Raw genomic sequence first — 24,855 nt, 5'->3', positions numbered from 1 at the left:
ATATTGTGTAAAGAAAAAATTTTAACATTTAACAAAAAATATTCAAATTTAAATAAAAGCAAACCCCCAAAACTATAGAGTTTTAGGGGTTTTTATTTAATGCAAGCATGTACACTAACCATCAACTATTAATATGCGATGCATTAAATTTATTGTTTTTTTATAGGAATCCGCCACCACCGGGTTCTACGTTATCGTCTCTTTGTTTTCTAGATTTTGCTCGGTACTTTCCACCACCAAATCTGTATGACAAGCCAACGTTCCATGTGTTGCTTTCCCAATTAAAGGCACCAATTTGCGGAAATGGTTTAGCGCCATTAAATGCAAACTCCATGGTATTAAAAATGTCATTGTAGTTGAAGCTAAAAGTTCCTTTGCCTTCGGCAAAACCAATACGGGCACCTAAGTTTACAAAATACATGGGCTCTCTTAATATTTGTATGCTTTTGTTCTTTCCGCGATAAAAGCCAAAGGCCGTCAACGATATAGTTTTGCTTAAACTGAAGTTATTGTAGATTCTGAAGTTCCAAGCAACATTGTCAACTTCGTCTATTTTGGTTTCAATATCATTTATCGTAGCGGTTTCTATTGGAGCCGTTAAGTTTTCCGCAATACCTCTATTAACTTGGGAATATAAATCGAAACTTGAGTTTATGTTCCACCATTTTATTGGTCTGTAATTTGATGAAAGTTCAAAACCATAGGCAGAAGTATCATCAAAATTATCATGGGTCAATATCACACGGCCAGAAGTAACATCAGTTCTGTCAATAAATAGGGCTCGGTTAATATCGTCTGTAATTCTTCTGTAAAACACACCAGCTGTTACGGTTCCTCTACGTTCATTTAAAGTGCGGGTATAATTGGCTTCTATAGAGTTCGTAAATTGTGGCTTAAGGTTAATGTTTCCGTACGATGAAACAAGCGGTGTGCTCCATTCTTTTATCGGGTTAACCTGATCAATTCCGGGGCGATCAACACGACGGCTATAACTCAATTGATAGGAGTTTTTTTCTGAAGCGGTATAGGTTAAAAATGCAGATGGATATACTTGAACATAGTCATTTTTGAAGGTTTCGGTGCTCTCCGCTTCCGACGAAAGCGCCAAAGCATCTTCTTTCACATTTTCAGCACGCATACCAACTTGATAGGACCACTTTCCAATTTCTTTGCTAAATGTGGCATAGCCCGAGTAAATATCTCTGGTATAATCAAAATTTGTGCTAGGTGTGGGTCTAAAAATACCATTGGCATTAAAAGATTGCCCTGTTGAGGCATATTTTATATCTGAATTAAACAGTCGGGCTTGTAAACCCAATTCTAATTTTGAACTTTCACTAAGCGGATTTACATAATCTAAGTTTATAGTGGTACTTTTTCGATAGGTGTCATTAAAATCCGTGTAGTCTTCATTGGAATCTAAAAGGAAAATAAAATCGGCTGGTCGGTCATCAATAAAATCATTGTAATCTACTTCCAATTCTATATTGTGTCCGTCTTTTGAGAAATCGTGCTTGTAGTCAAAGTTGTATTGCGATGAAGTATTGTCACTTTCCGATAGAAAAAGTTGACTTTGATTAAAAGAGGGGTCATCGTAAAAGAAAGCATCTGTTTTTCCCCGGGTACTATTTACCGAAGGGTTCTGGGTGGTGAAAACAGATAGCATGTTTTTTTCATCCAGGTAATAATCAATTCCAACTTTAAAAAGATGGGAATTTCTTTTATCTAAAAACTTAAAGAACTGCTCCGAATTGTTTTCTGGTCTGTTAACAATTCCTCTATTTTGGTATTTGGAAATATTGTTGCTGTAGCTTCCGTAAAAATTAAACTTTCCGTTTCTGTAGTTTAAGTTGACAGCACTATTGAATTTTGCTTCAATTTGCTGGGTAAGGCCTACGCTAACATCGCCATTAAAGCCAATCAACGTATTTTTATGAAGTATTATATTGATAATACCACTCATGCCTTCTGGATTATATTTGGCAGAAGGATTGGTAATTAATTCTATGGATTTGATAGCGGTAGAAGGAATTTGCTTAAGCAACTGAGCCGTTGGGATGTTGGATAGTTTACCATCAACCATAACACGAACATTTTGGTTTCCGCGTAGGCTAATATCTCCTGTTTGTGCATCAAGACTAACAGATGGAATGCCAACCATGAGCTCTGAGGCACTTCCAGTGGCTGCCAAATCCTTTCCAATAGTAATCACTTTTCTGTCAACCTTTTGTTGTATGGTTGAGGTTTCTGCTATAACGGTAACTGCATCCAGACCTTCAGCTTCTTCTTCAAGAAAAATATTTCCTAAATCTATTTTGTAGTTGTTCTTTTCAACTGCAATGTTTTTGTTAATTGTTTTATAACCGATATATTGAATGCTAACAATGAGGCTGCCTTCTTCAACTTTTTCGATGATAAAAGTACCATTGTCTAAAGTTATTCCACCTGTGACGGTTTCGCCTGAAGGATTTTTGATGATTACATTAACATAGGGTAAGGGTTGTTGTAAAGCGGCGTCTAAAACCGTACCGGTTATGATGCCTAATTTTGCGTTTTCTGGGTCGGAATTTTTAGTGCGTGCCTTAATGGAAATTGAAAACAATATTAGGCACAAAAAGAGAACTCTTTTCATTTGATTTGATTGATTTTTTGATTGATGATTATTAACAAGACGATGAACTTTAAAACTTGTTACTATATTTAGGACAATTAACAGCATTTTAACATACAAAGTCCATAATGGGAATTTGGCTGTCAATACTTATTTTAATTTAAAAAGATGAAAAAGACTTTGGTGCTGGGTGCTTCGCTAAAACGCAATCGATATTCCAACTACGCCATACAGCGGTTGGTGGCGAACCATGTTGAAGTTGTTGCGTTTGGTTTAAAGAAAGGAGAAGTTGCAGGAATTCCAATTGATACAGAACTCATGCCCTATAAAAGCATACATACGGTAACATTATATTTGAAAGCAAAAAGCCAGCAACAGTATTATAACTATATTATTTCGTTAAATCCACAGCGCGTCATTTTTAATCCAGGAACAGAAAACACTGAGTTTTACAGAATTTTAAAAGATAAAAATATTCCGTTTGAAGAAGCTTGTACGTTAGTGTTGCTTGCTACGAATCAATATTAAACCTAAAAAGGTGAGAAGCCCATTGATGATTAAAATTTCAAAACCTATTTGGTAGCCATTCAATAAATCAACTGAAAATTCATTTATAAAATAGGAGACAATTGGGGCAATAATCGCAATTATCCAAACATATTTGTCCTTAAGTTGTTGTTTGGTAAATATGCCAAATGCAAACAATCCTAATAATGGTCCGTAGGTATAACCTGCAGCCGTGAACAACTCCCAAATTACAGAAACATCTTTAAAAATGGCATCAAAAAGTATAATTACAATTACTAAAATGGCACTTATAAAAACGTGAACACGCTTTCGAATACTCTTTTGAATTTCCTTTGGTTTTTTATCAAGTTCAATAATATCAATGCAAAAAGAAGTTGTAAGTGAGGTTAAGGCCGAATCTGCACTTGAATATGCCGCAGCTATAAGTCCCAAAAGGAAAAAGGCCGAGGTCATTACACCAATTTCGGGTAGCATGGCAATGGTTGGAAACAAATCATCTTTCTTGGCTGTAATTCCATGTTGATTGGCATATTGGGTTAAAAGTAAACCCAAAACAAGAAAAAGGATATTAACAAAAATCAATATCACACTAAAAGAAACCATGTTTTTTTGCGCTTCTTTTAGGTTCTTACACGTTAAGTTTTTTTGCATCATATCTTGGTCTAAGCCCGTCATGGTAATGGTGATAAACATACCAGCAAGAAAACTTTTTACAAAATATTGGGCATCATTAACGTCATCCCAAAAAAACACTTTGCTCATAGCATTCTCTTTAACGTTGCTATAAATTTCTGATATACCATTTAAATTCAGTGTGTTTGCCAAAAACAGGATAGTTATTACCACAGAAACCAACATAAAAAGTGTTTGCAATGTATCGGTAAAAATTATGGTTTTTATACCGCCTTTAAAGGTGTACAGCCAAATCAGTGCAATGGTGATTACAACGGTAACCGTGAACGGAACACCATATTGGTCAAATATTAAAAGTTGAAGCACTTTTGCCACTAAAAAAAGTCTGAATGAAGCACCAACAATTCTGGAAATTAAAAAAGCTACTGAGCCGGTTTTATAACTCACATTCCCAAAACGGTCTCTTAAATATGTGTAAATAGAAGTTAGGTTGAGTTTGTAGTAAATAGGCAAAAGCACATAGGCAATCACCAAATACCCAAAAAAATAACCAAAAACAACTTGTAAGTAGCCAAACTGTTTGGCTTCGACAGCCCCGGGGACAGAAATAAAGGTTACTCCAGACAATGATGCCCCAATCATACCAAAAGCAACCAAATACCAAGGAGCCGATTTGTTCGCTTTAAAAAAGGCATCGTTAGAGTCTTCTTTTCCAGTAAAATAGGATATTGAAATTAAAACTGTAAAGTAGGCGGCGATTAGTAATAGTATTTGAGTAGCAGTCATAAAACCCTATGTTTATTTCGCCAAAATACAAAATAAGTTAAGGGTGCAAAGCTATTTTGTTGTTGAATTTGAGTCAAAAAGTGTTAATTTCGCGGCTATGGAATTTTCTTCAAAACTATTGGAACACGCGGTTAATGAAATGTCACAATTACCGGGCATTGGTAAACGAACAGCCTTACGTTTGGTTTTGCACATGTTAAGACAGCCCAAGGAACAAACCAATGTGCTTGCCCACGCATTACAAACCATGCGCAACGAAGTAAAGTTCTGTAAATCATGTCATAATATTAGTGATATTGAACTTTGTGAAATATGTTCAAGCTCTAGCAGAAACAAAGATATTATCTGTGTTGTTGAAGATATTAGGGATGTTATGGCGATAGAAAACACAAGTTCCTTTAAAGGTTTGTACCATGTTTTGGGAGGAAAAATTTCACCAATGGACGGTGTTGGTCCTCACGATTTAAACATAGATAGCTTGGTTATAAAGGTGAAATCGGGCAGTGTTAAAGAGCTTATCTTTGCTTTGAGCTCTACCATGGAAGGAGATACCACCAATTTTTATATTTTCAAACAAATTCAAGATTTCAACATCATAACGTCCACAATTGCAAGAGGTATTTCTGTTGGTGATGAATTAGAATATACCGATGAAATAACGTTAGGCCGAAGTATTATTAATAGAGTGCCTTTTGAATCTTCTTTGAAATCCTAATCGATTATGAAAAAACAGGGTATCTTCTTAAATTATCTTAATTTCGATTAATCGATTACACTAAATTGCCTTTCGTGAAACTCTCTATAGTCATTTTAAATTATAATGTACGCCATTTTTTAGAGCTTTGCTTAAAAAGTGTTGAGTCAGCCATAACAAATCTGGATGCTGAAATAATTGTTGTTGATAATGATTCTGAGGACGACAGTTGCCAAATGGTAAAGGATTTGTTTCCACAAGTCAATCTTATTGAAAATAAAGATAATTTAGGATTTTCAAAAGGGAATAACGCTGGGGTTTCAAAAGCAAAAGGTAAGTATTTGTGCATTTTGAACCCTGACACTGTGGTCGCCGAAGACACTTTTGAAAAATTACTGGCGTTTGCAGAATCAAAAACAAAACTTGGGGCGGTAGGCTGTAAATTAATTAATGGTGGAGGTTTGTTTTTACCTGAGAGCAAGCGCAATATACCGTATGTAAGAGCGGCGGTTAAGAAAATATTCGGCAATCCTTCAGAATACTACGCCAATCATATTGGGCAAAATGAAATTGGCAAAATAGATATATTGGTTGGGGCATTCATGTTTTTAAAGCGCCAAGTTTACAATGAGGTGGGTGGTTTTGATGAAGATTATTTCATGTATGGTGAAGACATAGATTTATCGTACAGAATTTTAAAATCTGGATATGATAATTATTATTTTGGAGCCATAACAGCCATTCATTTTAAGGGAGAAAGTACTTTAAAAGATAAATCATATGCTAAAAGATTTTTTGGAGCCATGCAAATTTTTTACTCAAAACACTTCAAAACCAATCCTTTATTTGATATGTTTGTTTGGCTTGGAATAAAAATGGCCTATTTTTTAAGGAAAGTAAGGCCAGAAAAAATTAAGAATGTCAGTGCTTATGCTTTTATATCAGATAAGATAGATGAACGAGTAGCACATGTTTTATCTGGTTTACCAAGTTTGCAGACACAAATTGGTGAATTTGAAAATGGTACCGAAGTTATTTTTGATGGAAATAAAATAGCCTATAAAGAGATGATAGAAGCGATGGAGTGCAATTTTAAGAAAACCAAACAGCTTACCTATAAAATTCTACCAAAGGGTTCAAATTTTCTTGTTGGTAGCGATGACGGTTTTAGCAGGGGTGAAGTTATAATGTTAGAGTAGATTTATTGATAACATTTTAAAATAAATATTGTTTTTTAGTAATTTTGCAAAAGAAATTAAATAAAAAAGGCGTTACGTTGTAGATATGGCAAAATTTGAACTGAAATTACCAAAAATGGGAGAAAGTGTTGCTGAGGCAACCATAACATCTTGGTTAAAAGAAGTTGGAGACACTATTGAAATGGACGACCCCATTCTGGAAATTGCTACAGATAAAGTAGATAGTGAGGTACCCAGTGAAGTTGATGGTGTTTTAGTGGAAAAGTTTTTTAATGTTGATGAAGTTGTGCAGGTTGGCCAAGTGTTGGCGATTATAGAGACTAAGGGTGGTGATAAAGCAGAAGTCGATTCTGTTGAGGAAGGTGCCCCAATGGTTTCAAAAGAAGAAGAAAGGGCTGTTGAACAGTTAACCCAATCCATAACAAAAGCCAAAGAAACAATTGCTCCGGTAATTTCTAGTGGTGACAGGTTTTATTCGCCTTTAGTGAAAAATATCGCCAAACAAGAAGGAGTTTCGCAACAGGAGTTGGATGCTCTAAAAGGAACCGGTAAAGATGGGCGTGTAACTAAAAATGATATTTTAGATTACATTGAAAACGGTGCAGAAAGGCAGGGGCAAGCGTCAACAATAACTCATTCTAAAACTGTTGAGGCCCAGTCAATTCAACAACCAAAAGTTGAAAAGCCAAAAGAAACTGTACAACCTGTTTTATCGAGTGGCGAAGATGAAATTATTGAAATGACTAGAATGGGCAAACTTGTTGCAGAACATATGGTTCATTCTGTTCAAACTTCAGCGCATGTCCAAAGTTTTATTGAAGCCGATGTCACTAAAATATGGAATTGGAGAAATAAGGTGAAAGACGCTTTCATGAAACGTGAAGGTGAAAACCTAACCTTTACGCCTGTTTTCATGGAAGTTGTTGCCAAAGCACTTCGCGATTATCCTATGATGAATATTTCAGTTCAGGGAACTTCCGTCATTAAAAAGAAAAATATCAATTTGGGGATGGCTGCAGCATTACCCGATGGAAACCTTATTGTGCCTGTCATAAAAAATGCAGATCAGTTAAATTTAGTGGGCATGACTAAAAAAGTTAACGATTTGGCAAATCGTGCACGTTTGAATCAATTAAAACCTGATGAAGTTCAGGGCGGAACCTATACAGTAACCAATGTGGGGTCTTTTGGAAGCATTATGGGAACACCTATAATCAATCAGCCACAAGTAGGCATTTTAGCCTTGGGCGCAATTAGAAAAGTTCCAGCAGTAATAGAAACCTCTGAAGGCGATTTTATAGGCATTCGTTATAAAATGTTCTTATCGCACTCATACGACCACCGCGTCGTAAATGGGGCACTTGGCGGTATGTTTGTGAAAGCTGTAAAAGATTATTTAGAAGCTTGGGATACCAATAGAGAGATTTAAAAGCCAGTTTATTAGTTTAAAGAATCCAGCCTTTTTATTATGATGGTTGGATTTTTTATTTTAGCAAAACATAAAACCTTAAAATGCAATTAAACCTAACAAAACCCATATGTTTTTTCGATTTAGAAACTACAGGGGTCAACATAACCAGAGATAAAATTGTTGAAATTTCAATTTTAAAAATCTATCCAAACGGAACGGAAGAAAGCAAAACTTGGTTGGTGAATCCTGAAATGCCAATTCCTAAAGAAGTTACGGCCATTCATGGTATAACCGATGAAAAAGTAGCCAATGAGCCTACGTTTAAGGAACTTGCCAAGGACATTTATAATATGATTAAGGATTCCGATTTGGGAGGGTTTAATTCGAACCGATTCGATATTCCTTTGTTGGCTGAGGAAATGTTGCGGGCAGAGGTTGATTTTGATATGAAAAACAGATTGGCTATTGATGTACAGACTATTTTCCATAAAATGGAACAACGTACCCTAAGTGCAGCATATAAATTTTATTGCAATGAAAACTTGAATAATGCTCACGCTGCCGAAGCGGATACCAAAGCAACTTACGAAGTTCTGAAGGCCCAAGTCGCCATGTACGACGAACTTGAGAACAATGCCAAATTTTTGGCAGAGTTCAGTGCACGAAAAAAGTTTGCCGATTTTGCCGGCTTTATTGCCTATAATAAAAAAGGAGAAGAGTGTTTTTCTTTTGGAAAACACAAAGGTAAGTTAGTTACCGAGGTATTGGAAAATGAACCAGGTTATTTTGGTTGGTTGCTTAATGCTGATTTTCCACTGTACACAAAAAAGGTTTTAACGGCTATTAAATTGAGAAGTTTTAATAATAAGCTAGGGTAGTTTCAAAGAATCTAATTATCTTAAAATCTAATAGTCTAGAAATGAAACTTATTTGCATAGGTAGAAATTACACTGAACATATTAAAGAGTTGGAAAACGAAAAGCCAACCGACCCAGTGGTTTTTTTAAAACCGGATACGGCAATCTTGTTAAAAAAACAGCCTTTTTTTATTCCAGATTTTTCTGAAGACGTACACTACGAGGTCGAGGTTTTGTTGAAAATCAATAGAATTGGAAAGCACATCGATAGAAAATTTGCCCATAAATATTATGATGAAATTGGTTTAGGCATAGATTTTACAGCGCGTGATTTACAAAGTCAATTAAAGGCAAAAGGACTTCCTTGGGAAAAAGCAAAATCTTTTGACGGTGCGGCCGTAATTGGTAAATGGATTGATAAAAAAATCATTAGCGATGTAAACAGCATTGAATTTTCTTTAAAAAAGAACGATAAAATTGTTCAAAATGGAAATACAAGCCACATGCTTTGGAAAATTGATGAATTAATAGAATATATTTCAAAATATTTTACTTTGAAGATAGGAGATATTATATTTACAGGAACACCAGCAGGAGTTGGCAAAGTAGTTGCTAATGATAAACTAAAAGGATATTTGGAAAACAATGAAATGTTTTCGATAACAGTTAAATAAATGGAATTAAACTACAAACTTTATAGGGTAAAAGAATTGGCAGACAACGACGAGGATTTTATAAAATCTTTGGCCGAAGCTTTTTTGGAAGAGGTTCCCGTTGATGCCGAACGATTAAAAAAAGCGGTGGCAGAAGAAGATTATTTCAATGCCTATCAAGCAGCCCATAAAATGAAACCGACTGTCGATTTATTTGAATTGGGGGTTTTGGACACTTTAATTGAGGTTCAAGACTGGGGTAAGTTTGAGAAACGTGATTTAGATATTTCTGCTGAATTGGATATTGTTATTTCTGCCGTAGAAAAAGCTGTTGCAGAAATAAAATCAGATTTTAACCTATAACGCCATGTTAGCCGAAATAATAACCATCGGCGACGAACTTCTCATAGGGCAAGTTATAGATACAAATTCTGCCTTCATTGCAAAACAACTCAACAAAATAGGGGTATCTATTTATCAAATCACGTCGGTTCAAGACGACAAGGATCATATTTTACAAGCCTTGAGGGATGCTGAAGGCCGTGTGGATATTGTTATTCTTACTGGCGGATTAGGGCCAACTAAAGACGATGTCACTAAAAAAACTATAGCGGAATATTTTGACGATACGTTGGTAAGGGACCAATCGGTTTTAGATAATATAGAGTCCATTTGGAAACAACACGTTAGAACCCAATTGCTTCAAGTAAACAAAGACCAGGCATTAATACCCTCAAAAGCTAAACCGCTGATGAATAGGTTAGGTACGGCTCCTGGTATGTGGATGGAAAAGGGTGATAAAGTATTCATTTCCCTTCCGGGTGTACCCTATGAAATGATGGCTTTAATTGAATTTGAAGTGCTTCCAAAACTTAAAGATAAATACCATCGCCCTTATATCCTTCACAGAACGCTTATGGTTTATGGGCTGGGTGAAAGCGCATTAGCGGAAAGAATTGAACCTTGGGAAGACGCGCTGCCCAAGCATATTAAATTGGCATATTTGCCAAGTTTGGGACAAATGCGTTTACGTTTATCAACCAAGGGATTTGATGAAGTTCAGCTGAAAAATGAGGTTCAGAAGCAGATTGACAAAGTCATTCCGTATTTAAAAGATGAATTTGCGGGTTTTGAAGATGAAGAAGGCTCCGTTGAAATCGTTATTGCTAAACAGCTCACGAAACTAGGAAAAACCTTGGCCATTGCCGAAAGTTGTACAGGCGGTGCCGTAGCCGAAAGATTTACAATAAACCCGGGTGCTTCTGCTTTTTTTAAAGGCGGTGTTGTTACGTATGCAACACAATCAAAAATTAATGTTTTGCACGTTTCAAAAACCATGATTGATGCCCATTCAGTGGTAAGCGCTCCGGTTGCGGAGTCTATGGCAGAAAATGCCCTTCAATTATTTCAATCAGATTATGCCATTGCTACCACAGGAAATGCTGGCCCAAAAAAAGGAGATTCCAAAGCGGAAGTTGGTACAGTTTTTATTGCCATTGCTACAAAAAGTGGGGTTTATTCCAAAGAATTTAACTTCGGAAATCTTCGCCTAAAAGTTATAAACAAGGCAGTGAATAAAGCCTTAGAAATGCTCCTAAAAGAAATTTTTAAAAATTGATAAAATTTAGGTTGGCATAATATAAAGAATTTGTATATTTGCACCTCGATTTTAAGAAACAAAGAATTTAAAGTTATATATAATGTCAAGAGTTTGTGAACTTACAGGGAAGAAGGCTATGGTTGGAAACAACGTGTCTCATGCATTAAACAGAACTAAACGGAAATTTAACGCGAATTTAGTGAAGAAACGTTTTTACATTCCAGAAGAAGACAGCTGGATAACTTTAAAGGTTTCTACATCTGCTTTAAAAACAATCAATAAAATTGGTATTTCTGCGGCAATTAAAGAAGCAAAATCTAAAGGGTTTTTAAAATAATAGCTGCATTTAATAAGTAATAAGACATGGCAAAGAAAGGTAATAGAATACAGGTAATATTAGAGTGCACAGAGCACAAGGAGTCTGGTCAACCAGGAACTTCCAGATACATTACTACAAAAAATAAAAAAAATACGCCAGGAAGAATGGAGATTAAAAAATTTAATCCTATCCTTAAACGTATGACAGTTCACAAAGAGATAAAATAGTAAGTCATGGCAAAGAAAGCAGTAGCATCATTACAAACAGGATCTAAAAGATTAACTAAGGCAATAAAAATGGTTAAGTCTCCAAAAACTGGGGCTTACATGTTTGTTGAGTCTATTATGAGTCCAGAACAAGTTAACGACTTTTTTAACAAAAATTAAAAGGGCATCGTTTCAAGATATTATAAGCTGCTTTCATTCAGAAAGCAGCTTTTTTTATTTTATATTTGAACGTTTTCTGCTATAAATGTAGAAAATTAATATTTGGTAAGGAAATTGAAAATGAGTTTTTGGGCGTTACCACAAGGGTCGGGCTTTCAACTGTATCTTTTTAAACTCCATTGCGAGAACGAAGGATGTGGCAATCTCCCAAAATTTAGTTCTCAATAATGGTAGTTTCATCAATTATAAAAGGGATTTAGTTTATCCTGAGCGAAGTCGAAGGGCTGCAATCCCTAACGCAAAAAAATAGTAAGAGTTTTAGCAACTCAACAACAAACAACGAACATTAAAAATGAGTCTTTTTAAAAAAATATTTTCCTCAGAAAAAAAGGAAACGTTAGATAAAGGATTGGAAAAATCAAAAACCAGTTTTTTCGGGAAGCTGAGTAAGGCTGTGGCCGGAAAATCAAAAGTTGATGATGAGGTTTTAGATAACTTGGAAGAAGTATTGGTAACGAGCGATGTTGGCGTAAAGACCACCTTGAAGGTTATTGAACGCATTGAAGAACGCGTTGCTAAGGATAAATATTTGGGAACTGACGAACTCAACCAAATCCTTCGTGAAGAGATTGCAGCATTATTGAGTGAAACCAATTCTGGAGAGGAAAGTGATTTTAAGATTCCAGATTTGCCAAATCTAGAAAACGGAAACAAAACGCCTTACGTCCTTATGGTAGTTGGGGTAAACGGTGTTGGAAAAACTACAACCATTGGTAAGTTGGCCTACCAATTTAAAAAGAAAGGCTTAAAGGTCATACTTGGTGCGGCCGATACGTTTAGAGCTGCTGCTATAGACCAGCTTCAAGTTTGGGCGGATAGGGTAGATGTGCCCATGGTTCGCCAAAATATGGGTAGCGACCCCGCATCTGTGGCTTTCGATGCGCTCCAATCTGGAGTTAACCAAAATGCCGATGTCATTATCATAGATACTGCAGGGCGACTACATAACAAGGTAAACTTAATGAATGAGCTGACGAAAGTTAAACGCGTGATGCAAAAGGTTGTTCCAGATGCTCCCCATGATGTCTTATTGATATTGGATGGTTCTACAGGGCAAAACGCATTCGAGCAGGCAAAGCAATTCACTGCAGCGACTGAGGTAACTTCTTTGGCTGTAACCAAATTGGATGGAACCGCTAAAGGTGGTGTGGTTATTGGCATTTCAGACCAATTCCAGATTCCAGTAAAATACATTGGTGTTGGTGAGGGTATTGAGGATTTGCAAGTGTTCAATAAGTTTGAGTTTGTCGATTCGTTTTTTAAATAAACTCCTTAATCATTTCAATTCGACTTTAGTAAGTTGATTTAAAATTCCATTATCATTGCGTACCTTTGCGCCCTGATTTATAAGAACATATATGCGCACAAAATCAATTAAAAAAAATAAGATTAATGTCGTTACGCTGGGCTGTAGTAAAAATGTTTACGACAGCGAAGTGTTGATGGGGCAGTTGAAAGCTAGCGGAAAAGATGTGGTGCATGAGCAAGAGGGTAATATTGTGGTTATCAATACTTGTGGATTCATCAATAATGCCAAGGAAGAGAGTGTCAATACCATTTTGGAATATGTTCAAAAAAAGGAAGAGGGTGATGTTGATAAGGTTTTTGTAACAGGTTGTTTAAGTGAGCGATACAAACCTGATTTGATAAAGGAAATCCCGAACGTGGATGAATATTTTGGCACTACCGAATTACCAGCTTTGCTAAAAGCCCTTGGTGCTGACTACAAACATGAACTCATCGGTGAGCGCTTAACAACCACTCCAAAAAACTATGCTTATTTGAAGATAGCGGAAGGTTGCGACAGGCCGTGTTCGTTTTGCGCCATTCCCATAATGCGCGGAAAGCATAGAAGCACACCAATTGAAGAGGTTGTTGTTGAAGCTGAAAAATTGGCGGCCAATGGCGTTAAGGAACTTATTTTAATTGCGCAGGATTTAACCTATTACGGACTCGATTTATATAAAAAACGAAATTTGGCAGAATTGCTTGAAGCCTTGGTTAAAGTTGAAGGCGTAGAGTGGATTCGTTTGCACTATGCTTTTCCGACGGGGTTTCCAACCGATGTGTTGGATGTGATGAACCGCGAGCCGAAAATTTGTAATTATTTAGATATTCCATTGCAGCATATTTCAGATGATATTTTAAAAAGTATGCGTCGCGGTACAACAAAGGAAAAGACCACCAATCTTATAGAAGAATTTAGAGCAAAAGTCCCCGAAATGACCATTCGGACTACATTGATTGTGGGTTACCCCGGGGAGACTGAAGCACATTTTCAAGAGTTGAAACAGTGGGTTAAAGACATGCGTTTTGAGCGTTTAGGCTGCTTTACCTATAGTCATGAAGAAAACACCCATGCCTATAATTTAGAAGACAATGTGCCAGAGCAAGTAAAGATTGACCGCGCCAACCAAATCATGGAAATTCAATCGCAGATTTCTTGGGAATTAAACCAACAAAAAATAGGTCAGGAATTCAAGGTGGTTATTGATAGAAAAGAGGGTAATTATTTTATTGGGCGTACCGAATTTGATTCTCCAGATGTAGATAACGAGGTGCTTATAGATGCCGCCAAAACCTATTTAAAAACAGGTGAGTTTACCACCGTTAAAATTATTGAAGCCGAAGACTTTGACCTATATGCTGAGGCTTTATAGCCTATATGTGCATAAATTATAGATTGTTATTTGTAAAGAAAATAGCATTAGCCATAAACAGTTTGCCATTTTCCCAAAAACTTCTGAATAGTACATCATCAATCATATATATAACGCTGCCTTTGTCTAGTTTTTCTTCTCCGAAAACCAATGAGGATTCTAATGATTTCAATAATTTACTCCCGGTAAATCCTGAAACAACTTTCGGTTGGTTGATATAGGCAACATTGTAATTTTTGCCTCCCAAAAGGTTGTAGTTTTCATTGCCTAATTTTAATGTAAAATAGGTGTCAGAATAACCAAAAGCTAAAGGATGAGTTTGATCAACCTCTGTTTTCAAAATTGAACCAGATATTGAGTAGCTTATATTTTCTCTTTCGCGGTTTGAATAAGGAATTAAATTTGTAGTAGAGTCCTTTTCCTTTTTTATTTCCTTTTCAGATTTTTTTGGTTTTAATGCAAATCCCTTTTCATTTGCAAAAACTTTAATAGCTCCTTTAATTGCGATAACTTTTCCTCCTCCTTTTATCCAAGAATGTAACTTTTTTATACAATCTTCATTAAAAATGCTTTTATAATTGCCGCTGGGTAGGATGACTATATTGTATTTTTCTAAATCAAACTGATTAAAATTTGATGCTAGTACTGATGTTACCGGATAATTTAATTCCTTTTCAAAAAAATGCCAGAATGCACCATAATTTAGGGACTCTAATTTATTTCCAGAGAGAATGGCTATTTTGGGTGTTTTCACCAATTTAATACTTGGTGAACCAAGGTCGGGCCCATTAATATTAAAACCAGATAGAACAGGAGTTATTTTCCGTTCACATGTATTGGCCGTGTTTAAAATATGATCGTCAAAATTTTCAAACTTTTTATTATCTCCTCTAAGCATAAGAAGTGATCCTCTACTAAACATTTCACCTTCTATTTTGATAGGCTTTTCGGTAAATCTTACTTTGATTTTTTGTTTAATTAGTGATGCTAAAAATTTAGCGTCTTCAAGATGTTTCCAATTTAGAATGTAACCAACAGCCGATTTGTTAATTTCATTATTTATTTTTTTTGAAGTATTTGTATGAGAATGTACTTGTTTTGTGCTTGCAATAGTTTTTAAACCATAAGCGTAAGGTATACTCCAAGCTGTGATATCATAAGTTAAACTATCTGATAGCTTTGCTTTTGGCTCAAATAATACCTTAATTATTTTGCCTTTTGGTTGGTTTGTTGAAACAACCAAATCTCTTTCAGTAGTGCTTACTGTTCCATTTGAAGCTTCAAAATAGTTATAGCCACGTACTTTTTTTTCAGAACAACTGCCATATTTTATCTCATGTATATCAAGTAATTTTTTTAATGATTTAATTTTATCTTCATTTCCTTGTAAAACATAGCTTTTATATTTTAAGTCTGGGGTATCAAAGAATTTTTTAAATCCCATGTTCAATTTTTTAGCATGTTTTGAAGCCATTTCAATTGTGGATAAACCTGTGGTGGTATGATGTAGAATACGGTCAGTCAAGGTTAATATTGACCCATCGGGTTGAGCAATGCCTAAGCCACTTCGTCCGTGTCCGGGCTGTTCATAGGTCATTCCAATAGCGCCTAAATAAGTAGGATATGTATCTCCATAACTTGGGTAAAAGAGATCAAATTTTTCACCAGTATAATAAAGCCAACCTTCTTTGTCAAAATATTTAGAATGATTTTTGCCAATTTCTGTTTGGAAATTTCGTTGCCAATCTGTTACTATCTCATGATAAGGTTCTGCCGCAGGTGCAAAATAATAATTGTTACTAGTTTTTTCATGAAAATCTACATGGATGTGCGGTAGCCATTTGTTGTAAACTTTCAAACGACACTGTGTTTCAACTTGCGTAGCCCAAGCCCAATCTCGATTTAAATCAATGAAATAATGATTAGACCGGCCACTAGGCCAAGGTTCAATGTGCTCATTGGCTTGAGGGTTGGTGTTATAGGGTCTTCTTGCAATTGAATTATACCAATTTACATATCTGTCCCGTCCATCTGGGTTTAAACACGGATCTATAATAACAACTGTATTTTTAAGCCAGTCTTGTTTGTCCTTCAATAGGATGTATATGGTTTTCATAGATGCTTCAGAACTAGAAGCCTCATTGCCATGAACATTATAACTTAGCCATATAATTGAAATACCGTTATCTGTAGCGTCACCATCAATGATTCCGGCGTTTTGCAGGTTATTTTTCCTAATATCTTCAAGACTTTTAATGTTTTTTTCAGAGCTTAAGTAAACCACATACAAAGGTCTGTTTTCGTAAGTACCCCCATATTGTTTCAATTTAATTCGTTCGGGAAATTGAGCCGCCAAATATTTGTAATAATCTACAATTTGATGATGTCTTGTAAATGTTGTTCCAAGTTCGTAGCCTAAAAACTCCGATGGCGATTGTATATTTTGGGAATAGGTTTTTTGAAAAAACAAAATAAAAATTAATATAAGTAGATGATACCTTTTTGTCATTTTCTTGATGTATGCTTGATTATTATAGGATAAGGTACGAAAAACAAACTTAGCTTGAATGTTATTTTGAACAATCCTTTTTTACTATTTTTATTGATTTGAAAATATAAAAATTGGATTCATTTTTAGAATTTTTACAACAATCTACCGAAAAGCCCATAGACGTTTTAAGTATAATAAATACAGGAACTAATTATGTGGCTATTAATCTATCAGAAGCCAATAGTTATTTGAGTACTGTTGATGTATCTTCTTCTGAAAAATTTAGCCAATATATTGAATCTTATCTTAAAACTAACAATGCTAATGTCGCTTATGGCGGCTATTTGGAAAAAAGAAATATTTATAAGCGGAGCTTTCATTTTAACCAGCTGGATATAAAAAAGGAACGAAATATTCACTTAGGCTTGGATTTATGGTGTTCTATAGGGACCAAAGTTCTGGCAGCGCTGGATGGCGAAGTTCATAGTTTTAAAAATAACAAAAACTACGGTGATTATGGGCCTACCATCATTTTAAAGCACCAAATAAGAGGCGAGGTATTTTATACTCTTTATGGACATTTAAGTTTGGAGTCTATATCAGCATTACAAATAGGGAAAACATTTGAACAAGGGGATTTTTTGGGAACGTTAGGAGATGCCAAAATTAATGGTGACTACCCACCGCATTTGCATTTTCAGATTATCAAAGATATGCAAGGTTTTATGGGTGATTACCCAGGCGTTTGCAGCCAAACCGATTTAGAATTTTATAAAGCCAATTGCCCGAACCCTAATTTACTGTTGAAGTTGTAGTTTTTTTAAGAGGTTAGTTAAACAGTTCGAATATGATGCGTGCAGCACTTTATTCAATAATTTTCTTTGTTTATTTATTTTCAATTTTACTATTTCTTTTCTTTCTATTGCTAACCGAGGCATGCACTATGTTTTTTGTTGTACTTTCGTTATTTACTCTTCGCTATTTTTGAGTCAATTATATCCAATAGTTTTTCAGACAGGGCTTTCATTTTCTTGTACTCACCAATAACTAGGTTATTGTTAAATTTAGACAGTACAAAACCATTTTTAAATGTTTGGTTTTTCAATAGTAATTCGATTTTTTCTTTTGAAAGTTCTGTTCTATCTCCTTGAGTTCCATTCGACACTTGATGTGTATAATTTGAAATATCTGATTCAAGGTCTGCTGCACTGAAGTAAATAGGGAACATGTAATTTTCGAAATCTTTATACATATGACTTTCTATGAATTCTATTTCCTTGTAAACTAGCTCTATATTAAGCAATATATCTTTTATGGAGTCATTAGAAATAATGGCAAAATTTCCAGAGTTTATTAATTCTTGATAAGTGTTATCATTCTTCTTAAAAGGAGACCAAATCTGAACATTTAAGTTGTGAAAATTAAATTCATCGAGAGTAGGCTCTTTTTTATTATTAAACATTTGAATGATATTTTCCGCAGAATTAATCGATGTCTTTCTCAGATTAGTATAATTTTCAAGTTCAATTATTGTAAGTTTCATATCAGATTTAATACCCGAAAGATATTTTAGTTCCTGATTTTTGAGTTTTCTTGCTTCATTCCAATTATTAATACTTAATGCAATTAAAATTCCAACGACAACGAGTACTATTTCACCAATTGCATATTTCAAATACTTTCTAGTTTTTCCTTCTAAAAGTAAATTTTGTCTAATTTTTCTAAAGAATTTTATCATTGGTTAACGGTTTGTCATAATGAAGCACAACTTTAAGGTTAATTATTTATATCGATAGTTAACCTAATGTAGTCGAAATTTTTTATTAAGACAACTTCAAAATCAAAAGTTCCTCTACAAAACCGATTTTAAAGCAGAAAACAAAGCAAGCTTTAATTCATCAGGAAAAGCATTGTTGACTGCATGTTTTTGGTTGATTTCCAGTTCTATCCCCAAATAATTGTTTTGGGACTGTTTGCGCAAATGGGTTGTAAACCCATCGGCTTTTCCCAAATATGGATAGTTATAGCGCACTTTTAAATTCGGGGCTTTCCTTAAAATGTCTTCTTTGAAAAACTTGCAAAATGCTTTTTCGCTATTTCGGCACGAATCAAATAACAAACCAATATCGCAATGCCGTTCAATACCGTTAAGATTGGGCGTGAATGAGTGAATTGAAATATGCAAAACGGTTTCGTTTTGATTAACCCAATTCATTATTGTGTTTTCCACCGCGGTTCGGTACGGTAAATAATATGTATCTATAAGCTGCTCTTTTTCTGCCTTTGAAAGGGACTTGGTGAATTCTGAAAATAACTCGGGGTGATGCAGCGAACGGTTTAATTCAATGAACAATCGGCTAGTTTCCGAATATAACGCATAATCGGCCAAAGGTTTTAAGAATTGAAACAAATCAAGCGCGCCCAAATCATAGCCTCGATGCGAGTTTAAAACGGCTTCTTGACCTTCAAAATATGTTTTAAAATCTTCGGGAGTAATATTTCCTCCATGCTCACAGGTTAAAACGAGTTTCACGGGGTGAATATTTTATTTTCTTGCAGGCATTGTGCCAATTCAAAATAGACTTTTTTAAGGTTGGGTTCTGAAAGGTCACCAGCTAAGGTATCCAATATTCGTGTAGATAAAGTGCCATGGTTTAAAATGGTTTCAATGGCTTGATGATGTACGTCATTAATATTCGGTTTAACCAAATTATAAAGGTGTTTCCAAATGTTTTGGACGTTACATGCTTCGTTAATTCCGAATAGCTTCAAATACTCCAAATTTGAGACAATCGCATGTTCACCGCATCTGATACAGGAATTCAAAATATCGAAAAGAGGCGCTACTTCAAATATTTTTTGACGTTCCAAGGGGGATAATTTTTCAGAAACCAAAAGCTTTAAAACTTCAATAATGAAGGCGCAAATAGAAATGTCTGCCTTGGGGGACTCCTGAATATCCGCCAACCGTATTTCAATGGCATTTCTATCAAATCGAGCAATGGCACCACGGGAATTCAAGAAATAATGGTCTAGAATATGTGCGGTATCATGGGGTTTTATAGCCTTATTGATTGGATTGAAAATAACATTTTCGTATTCTTTTTTAGAAAATACATTTTCAGGAATAACCTGACCGGTCATTTCTGGGATTTTCTTTTGATTGGTTTTGTAATATTCCAATCGGGTATCTTTAAACCCTGTATTTTGTCCTTCCAAAATTGGCGAACTAGCGCACAATGCAGGAATTAAGGGTAAAACAACTCGAATGGCGGCGTGCAGTTTTTCAAATTCAGCATCATCATAAAAAGGTAAATTGATGTGGGTGCTTTGTACATTGCTCCAGCCATGACCTTTACAGTTAAAAATACGATTATAAAGAGCATAAACCTCGCTGTAGCTATGCTGCCATAACGTGGTTTCAGTTAATGGATCCATCAAAGGATGTGCTGCTGTTGGTAAAAGCATACCGTTTTCAGAATCCAATAAACTGTTGATTTCCAGAATATTTTTATGGAATTGCCCAGGAAGCGTCTTGAGGTTTTTTGCGGGCCCATTGGTTTTTAATTCCACAACATGGGCAACCAATTCATTGCTCCAAGCAACAGGGCCATTATCAACGTCTGAGGTTAATTCACCATTTTTCAAAGTAAGCAGTTGGTCTACAACGGGCATGATTTTTAAATTGGAACGACCTACAACCATATATTCCAGTTCAATACCAAAAACCTCAAATAAATGATATTTCTTGCCCATGTTAATCCAGTCTAGATTTTAATGCCATTAATATTTCAGAATAAACCAAATCGCCATAAAACCGATCTTCAACACCAAAATCGATATTGGGGTTATCATTTATTTCAATCACCATGGGTTTGCTGTCAACAACTTTTATATCAATACCAAATAGTCCTTTACCCATTAGTTTTGCTGATTTAATGGCCATTTTTATAACTTTTTTTGGCACTTCTTCAATTGGTAAACAATCGGCGTCACCATCCTGGTCATTTTTGTTTTTTGCTTTCCAATTATAAATTTGCCAATGCCCTTTGGCCATGTAATATTTACAGGCGTAAAAGGGCTTGCCATCTATAATACCAATGCGCCAATCGTAATCGGACGGGCAGAATTCTTGGGCAATAATTAAATCGGATTCCTTGAGCATGCTACTGGCAAGTGAACTGAATTCTTCAGTAGTTTTGGCCTTTTTCACCCCAAATGAAAATGTAGAATCAGGAGCTTTAAGCACACATGGTAGGCCTGTATGTTTCAAAACCTCATTAAGATTGTCTTTGTGCACAATGATGGTCTTTGGGGTATCTATATTGGCGTTTTCCAAGGCTTCGGCCATATAAACCTTATTGCAGCATTTTAAAATGGCATCGGCGTAATCAACTACAGCAATGCCTTCTTGCTGTGCCTTTCGGGCAAAGGCGTAAGCTTCGTTGTTTACTTCGGTGCTTTGCCTGATGAAAAGCGCATCAAAGGAGGATAGACGCGTTAAATCCTTGGGTTCAATAATTTCGGCGTAAATGTTCATCTTTTCCGCTACCTCAACAAACTTTTTTAATGCCTTTGGGTTACTTGGTGGTGCAGGGTCGTTAGGATTGACCAAAATAGCCAAATCAAAATCGCTGGTTATTAATTTTGGTTTGTCGTAGCGTTTTTTAGAAAAGTACTGATTGGCAAACAGATGCACACTTTCCAAATGCTCATTCGGGATTTCGCTTTCTGAAATGACCTTAACACTGTGAATGTTCCACTTGGTGGTGTAATTAAATTTCACCCTAAAAAATGGCACTTGGAAATGTCTATAAAATAAGTTGCTAAGCTCTTTATACTTCTGGGCCACATTTTGTCCGAAGTAAATGCTCAAAGTAAACTCGCGGGATTTTATGTTTTTTAAACTTTGCTGAATGATATCGTCAAATTCATCCGAAACAATTCTTACTAGTTTTAAGTTTTTTAGATCAACAATATTTTTTACCGTTGGAATAGGCAAATGCCCACGCGCCTCGGCCAAAAGCGATACATAATAGCCTTTGGATTGGTAGTTGTAATCTTTACATAGATTGAAAATCCGAGCTTTTTTGAGCAACGAAAATTTGGGGTTTGTTAAGTAATCTTGAGAAGAAATAACGGTAATATGTTCAATCGAAAAATTCCACTTTTCAGGTTGATTGACAACAATATATTTTTGCATTAACGTAGCATTCAGCAATATAAATTTTAAACAAAATTAGTGTTTTTTTGAATTGAAAATATTTTTTTTAGAATGTTTAGTTATGTTTTCAATAAATTAAAACTTACTCTTTTTCAAGACTTTAACTTTTGTTAGAAACTAAAACTTCAATAATAATTCACCTCGGTAACCTTTGTTACGCACTCACCCGATTTAGTGATATAATTTTGCGCCAAATAAATAAAATATTACATGCGAAATATATATTACTTAATTACTTTATCGTTTTTGTTTTGGTCATTTGGTCTTGAGGCACAGAATGTGGTTACCATATCCAAAACCAAGGCATTAACGAAAGTATCAGAACATAACGTGTCCTTAAAGATTTCTGCAGAAGAATTCAAACAGGCCAGAGCAGATTACCGTCAAACCAATGCGGTTTTCCTGCCAAATATTACAGCCAGCCATACCGGAATGGCCACTACAAACCCATTAATGGCGTTTGGCTCAAAAGTGAACCAGGAAATTTTAACAGCCAGCGATTTTGATCCAGTATTGTTAAACGACCCGTCCCAGATTGAAAATTTTGAAACCAAGCTGGAAATTCAACAACCATTGCTCAATTTTGACGGTTTTTATCACCGTAAGGCGGCAAAATCAAAAATGGACGCTATGTCTTTGCAAACACAACGCACTGCTGAGTATCTGGAATTTGAAGTAGATAAAGCTTATATGCAATTGCAGTTAGCCTATAAAGGTGTTGCTGTTTTAGAAAAAGCTTTGGAAGCTGCCAACGCCAACAAAAAACTGGCGGACAACAGTTTTAATCAAGGTTATTTACAACGCTCCGATATTTTAAACGTGGAGGTTCGGGTAACCGAAGTGCAAAACCAGTTGCAAATGGCCAAGAGTAATGTGCTGAATGCTTCCAATTATCTGTCTTTTTTAATGAATGATGAAACCGAAGCCGTTTACAAACCAATAGATAGTTTAAGGGTATTGTCGCCAACCATTGAAATGGCCATGATTTCAGAAAATCGCTCGGATATTAAAGCTATGGCAATGGCAACCGATGCCTATAAAGCCATGAGCCAATCTGATAAAATGGCGTTTTTACCTCGATTGAATGCCTTTGGAAATTACTTTTTATATGACGATGAAATTTTCCAGGGTAATAGCAACGGCTACATGTTCGGGGCGCAGTTATCTTGGGATATTTTTCAGGGTTCAAAGCGATTTGGAAAAGCCCAAAAAAGTAGAGCTGAATTCGAAAAATCGAAATTAGAATACGAGCAATATGTTTCTAAAAGCAATTTAGAATTCAACAAAGCCAAACGTATGTTTACCGATGCGGAAAACAAGTTAAACTTAAACACTTTGGCATTGGCGCAATCTGAAGAATCATTGCGAATTAGAACAAATCGATTTAAAGAGGGGTTGGAAAAAACATCCGATTTATTAATGGCAGAAACGCAATATGCACAAAAACAATTGGAATACTACCAAACCATATTTGAGTACAACTATGCATTAGCCTACTTGCAATTTTTGACGAAATAATGGATATAGTTAACAGTTCACAGTTTCAGTATTCAACTAAAACCGAAAAGATAAATCGAATGAAATTACAGTTTAGAAATAAAAATATAAAGATGAAAATAATAAATACAGTGGCAGCACTAACACTAACCCTATTGATGGCAAGCTGCGGAAAGGAAGATAAAAAAGTTGTTGCCGATAATGCTCCAGCAATACCGGTAACGGTTGCTCAAGTTACGGCCAATGGAAGTAATGTATTTTTAAGTGCAAGCGGAAAAGTGCAAGCCACAAATAGTGCCGATTTAAGCACCAGAATGATGGGTTTTGTAAATAAAGTACACGTTAATGTTGGTGATAAAGTAAAAAAAGGACAATTGCTTATTTCCATTAACAATGCAGATTTACAGGCTAAAAAAGCACAGGTTAATGCCAGCATTACTGAGGCAACCGCCGCTTTTAACAATGCCGAAAAAGATTATAACCGTTTTAAAAGTCTATTTGCCAATAACAGTGCTTCACAAAAGGAAATGGACGATATGACTGCGCATTTTGAAATGGCAAAAGCCCGTTTAAATGGAGCCAAAGAAATGGAGAATGAAGTAAACGCACAGTTTGCCTATTCTAACCTTAGAGCGCCATTTGATGGTGTGGTTACTTTAAAAACGGTTAAAGAAGGTGATATGGCAAACCCAGGACAGCCTTTAATTTCTGTAGAGTCTCCAGGGACTTTTGAAGTAGTGGCTATGGTACCTGAAACCGAAATTTCCAAAATTAAGAATGGCACTGTAGTAGATGTTTTGGTAAAATCTATTGATGGAACACTTAAAGGGAAAGTAACTGAGGTTAGTGCCTCAGCAAAGCATACAGGTGGGCAATATTTGGTTAAAATAGTGCTGGATGCTACCGAAGCGAACATTCTTTCGGGAATGTTTGCAACGGTGCAGTTTCCAGTTGAAAAGCAAACTAAAGCCCAAGTTGTTTTGGTGCCGTTAGACGCCATTGTAACCAACGGACAACTAACCGGAATTTATACGGTTAGCCAAAGCAATACGGCTATTTTACGTTGGGTGCGCTTAGGAAGTACTTTTGGGAATCAAGTTGAAGTGTTGTCTGGTTTAAGTGCAGATGAAGGCTACATTGTTTCGGCCGAAGGAAGATTGTTCAATGGCGCAAAGGTGAGTGTGCAGTAAGCTGTCTCAGCTATTAGTAAGATTATTGTTTAGTATTAATTAAAAATAACCCAATA

At 35.6% G+C, this 24,855-nt stretch carries 23 protein-coding genes; 16 read left to right on the top strand and 7 right to left on the bottom strand.

Going from position 1 to position 24,855, the window contains the following annotated elements:
- Window positions 1-160: 160 nt before the first annotated feature.
- A complete protein-coding gene (locus ACB104_RS02785) occupies window positions 161-2,632 on the bottom strand; it encodes a TonB-dependent receptor (protein WP_370476756.1) in 2,472 nt (823 codons plus the stop codon).
- Between the two features lie 147 nt (window positions 2,633-2,779).
- On the opposite strand from ACB104_RS02785, the gene ACB104_RS02780 reads away from it, so the two are divergent.
- Entirely contained in the window at window positions 2,780-3,139 is a 360-nt protein-coding gene (locus ACB104_RS02780; RefSeq protein WP_370476755.1) for a CoA-binding protein, read from the top strand.
- Here ACB104_RS02780 and ACB104_RS02775 read toward each other — a convergent pair.
- Window positions 3,110-4,558 (bottom strand): sodium:solute symporter, encoded by a 1,449-nt coding sequence (locus ACB104_RS02775; protein ID WP_370476754.1) that lies wholly within the window; start codon window positions 4,556-4,558, stop codon window positions 3,110-3,112. The genes ACB104_RS02780 and ACB104_RS02775 overlap by 30 nt on opposite strands.
- 97 nt (window positions 4,559-4,655) lie before the next feature.
- On the opposite strand from ACB104_RS02775, the gene recR reads away from it, so the two are divergent.
- From recR to rimO, 12 genes are all read left to right on the top strand, one after another.
- Window positions 4,656-5,273 carry a recombination mediator RecR gene (gene recR / locus ACB104_RS02770; protein WP_370476753.1) on the top strand — a complete coding sequence of 206 codons (618 nt, stop codon included), beginning with the start codon at window positions 4,656-4,658 and terminating at the stop codon, window positions 5,271-5,273.
- A gap of 74 nt (window positions 5,274-5,347) precedes the next feature.
- Window positions 5,348-6,451: a glycosyltransferase family 2 protein gene (locus tag ACB104_RS02765; RefSeq protein WP_370476752.1), complete on the top strand. Its 1,104-nt coding sequence runs from the start codon at window positions 5,348-5,350 to the stop codon at window positions 6,449-6,451.
- 85 nt (window positions 6,452-6,536) lie between these two features.
- The gene (locus ACB104_RS02760; protein ID WP_370476751.1) at window positions 6,537-7,880 is read left to right on the top strand and encodes a dihydrolipoamide acetyltransferase family protein; all 1,344 of its coding nucleotides are present in this window, start codon (window positions 6,537-6,539) and stop codon (window positions 7,878-7,880) included.
- An 83-nt stretch (window positions 7,881-7,963) separates the two neighbouring features.
- Window positions 7,964-8,740 carry an exonuclease domain-containing protein gene (locus ACB104_RS02755; RefSeq protein WP_370476750.1) on the top strand — a complete coding sequence of 259 codons (777 nt, stop codon included), beginning with the start codon at window positions 7,964-7,966 and terminating at the stop codon, window positions 8,738-8,740.
- A gap of 41 nt (window positions 8,741-8,781) precedes the next feature.
- The gene (locus ACB104_RS02750) at window positions 8,782-9,393 is read left to right on the top strand and encodes a fumarylacetoacetate hydrolase family protein (protein ID WP_370476749.1); all 612 of its coding nucleotides are present in this window, start codon (window positions 8,782-8,784) and stop codon (window positions 9,391-9,393) included.
- A complete protein-coding gene (locus ACB104_RS02745; protein WP_370476748.1) occupies window positions 9,394-9,735 on the top strand; it encodes an Hpt domain-containing protein in 342 nt (113 codons plus the stop codon). It abuts the gene before it with no gap.
- 4 nt (window positions 9,736-9,739) lie between these two features.
- Complete coding sequence (locus tag ACB104_RS02740; protein WP_370476747.1) at window positions 9,740-10,990, top strand: competence/damage-inducible protein A; 1,251 nt, start codon at window positions 9,740-9,742, stop codon at window positions 10,988-10,990.
- Between the two features lie 82 nt (window positions 10,991-11,072).
- On the top strand, window positions 11,073-11,309 hold the full coding sequence (rpmB, locus tag ACB104_RS02735) for a 50S ribosomal protein L28 (protein WP_027136933.1): 237 nt from the start codon (window positions 11,073-11,075) through the stop codon (window positions 11,307-11,309).
- A gap of 26 nt (window positions 11,310-11,335) precedes the next feature.
- Window positions 11,336-11,518, top strand: coding sequence for a 50S ribosomal protein L33 (rpmG, locus tag ACB104_RS02730; protein ID WP_139695441.1), 183 nt, complete (start codon window positions 11,336-11,338; stop codon window positions 11,516-11,518).
- A 6-nt stretch (window positions 11,519-11,524) separates the two neighbouring features.
- On the top strand, window positions 11,525-11,677 hold the full coding sequence (locus tag ACB104_RS02725; protein ID WP_370476746.1) for a DUF4295 domain-containing protein: 153 nt from the start codon (window positions 11,525-11,527) through the stop codon (window positions 11,675-11,677).
- Between the two features lie 352 nt (window positions 11,678-12,029).
- On the top strand, window positions 12,030-13,004 hold the full coding sequence (gene ftsY / locus ACB104_RS02720) for a signal recognition particle-docking protein FtsY (protein WP_370476745.1): 975 nt from the start codon (window positions 12,030-12,032) through the stop codon (window positions 13,002-13,004).
- A 91-nt stretch (window positions 13,005-13,095) separates the two neighbouring features.
- Window positions 13,096-14,397, top strand: a complete 1,302-nt coding sequence (rimO, locus tag ACB104_RS02715) for a 30S ribosomal protein S12 methylthiotransferase RimO (RefSeq protein ID WP_370476744.1) — start codon at window positions 13,096-13,098, stop codon at window positions 14,395-14,397.
- Window positions 14,398-14,413: 16 nt separating this feature from the next.
- Here the strand turns inward: rimO and ACB104_RS02710 are convergent, their stop codons facing one another.
- Window positions 14,414-16,867, bottom strand: coding sequence for a M14 metallopeptidase family protein (locus ACB104_RS02710; protein WP_370476743.1), 2,454 nt, complete (start codon window positions 16,865-16,867; stop codon window positions 14,414-14,416).
- 152 nt (window positions 16,868-17,019) lie between these two features.
- On the opposite strand from ACB104_RS02710, the gene ACB104_RS02705 reads away from it, so the two are divergent.
- Window positions 17,020-17,703: a peptidoglycan DD-metalloendopeptidase family protein gene (locus ACB104_RS02705; RefSeq protein WP_370476742.1), complete on the top strand. Its 684-nt coding sequence runs from the start codon at window positions 17,020-17,022 to the stop codon at window positions 17,701-17,703.
- Window positions 17,704-17,852: 149 nt separating this feature from the next.
- On the opposite strand, the gene ACB104_RS02700 is transcribed toward ACB104_RS02705, so the two are convergent.
- From ACB104_RS02700 to ACB104_RS02685, 4 genes are all read right to left on the bottom strand, one after another.
- Entirely contained in the window at window positions 17,853-18,626 is a 774-nt protein-coding gene (locus ACB104_RS02700; protein ID WP_370476741.1) for a DUF6090 family protein, read from the bottom strand.
- A 114-nt stretch (window positions 18,627-18,740) separates the two neighbouring features.
- On the bottom strand, window positions 18,741-19,421 hold the full coding sequence (locus ACB104_RS02695) for an N-formylglutamate amidohydrolase (protein WP_370476740.1): 681 nt from the start codon (window positions 19,419-19,421) through the stop codon (window positions 18,741-18,743).
- Window positions 19,418-20,644, bottom strand: coding sequence for a glutamate-cysteine ligase family protein (locus tag ACB104_RS02690; protein WP_370476739.1), 1,227 nt, complete (start codon window positions 20,642-20,644; stop codon window positions 19,418-19,420). Before ACB104_RS02690 ends, ACB104_RS02695 begins: the two co-directional genes overlap by 4 nt.
- A gap of 1 nt (window position 20,645) precedes the next feature.
- Entirely contained in the window at window positions 20,646-22,091 is a 1,446-nt protein-coding gene (locus ACB104_RS02685) for a RimK family ATP-grasp domain-containing protein (protein WP_370476738.1), read from the bottom strand.
- 231 nt (window positions 22,092-22,322) lie between these two features.
- Between ACB104_RS02685 and ACB104_RS02680 the strand changes: the two genes are divergently transcribed.
- Window positions 22,323-23,630: a TolC family protein gene (locus ACB104_RS02680; RefSeq protein ID WP_370476737.1), complete on the top strand. Its 1,308-nt coding sequence runs from the start codon at window positions 22,323-22,325 to the stop codon at window positions 23,628-23,630.
- Between the two features lie 92 nt (window positions 23,631-23,722).
- Window positions 23,723-24,799: an efflux RND transporter periplasmic adaptor subunit gene (locus ACB104_RS02675; RefSeq protein ID WP_370476736.1), complete on the top strand. Its 1,077-nt coding sequence runs from the start codon at window positions 23,723-23,725 to the stop codon at window positions 24,797-24,799.
- Window positions 24,800-24,855: the final 56 nt, after the last annotated feature.

Source organism: Tamlana flava (genome assembly GCF_041287255.1).
Lineage (GTDB): Bacteria > Bacteroidota > Bacteroidia > Flavobacteriales > Flavobacteriaceae > Tamlana > Tamlana flava.
This window is presented reverse-complemented; position numbering and strand designations above follow the sequence as displayed.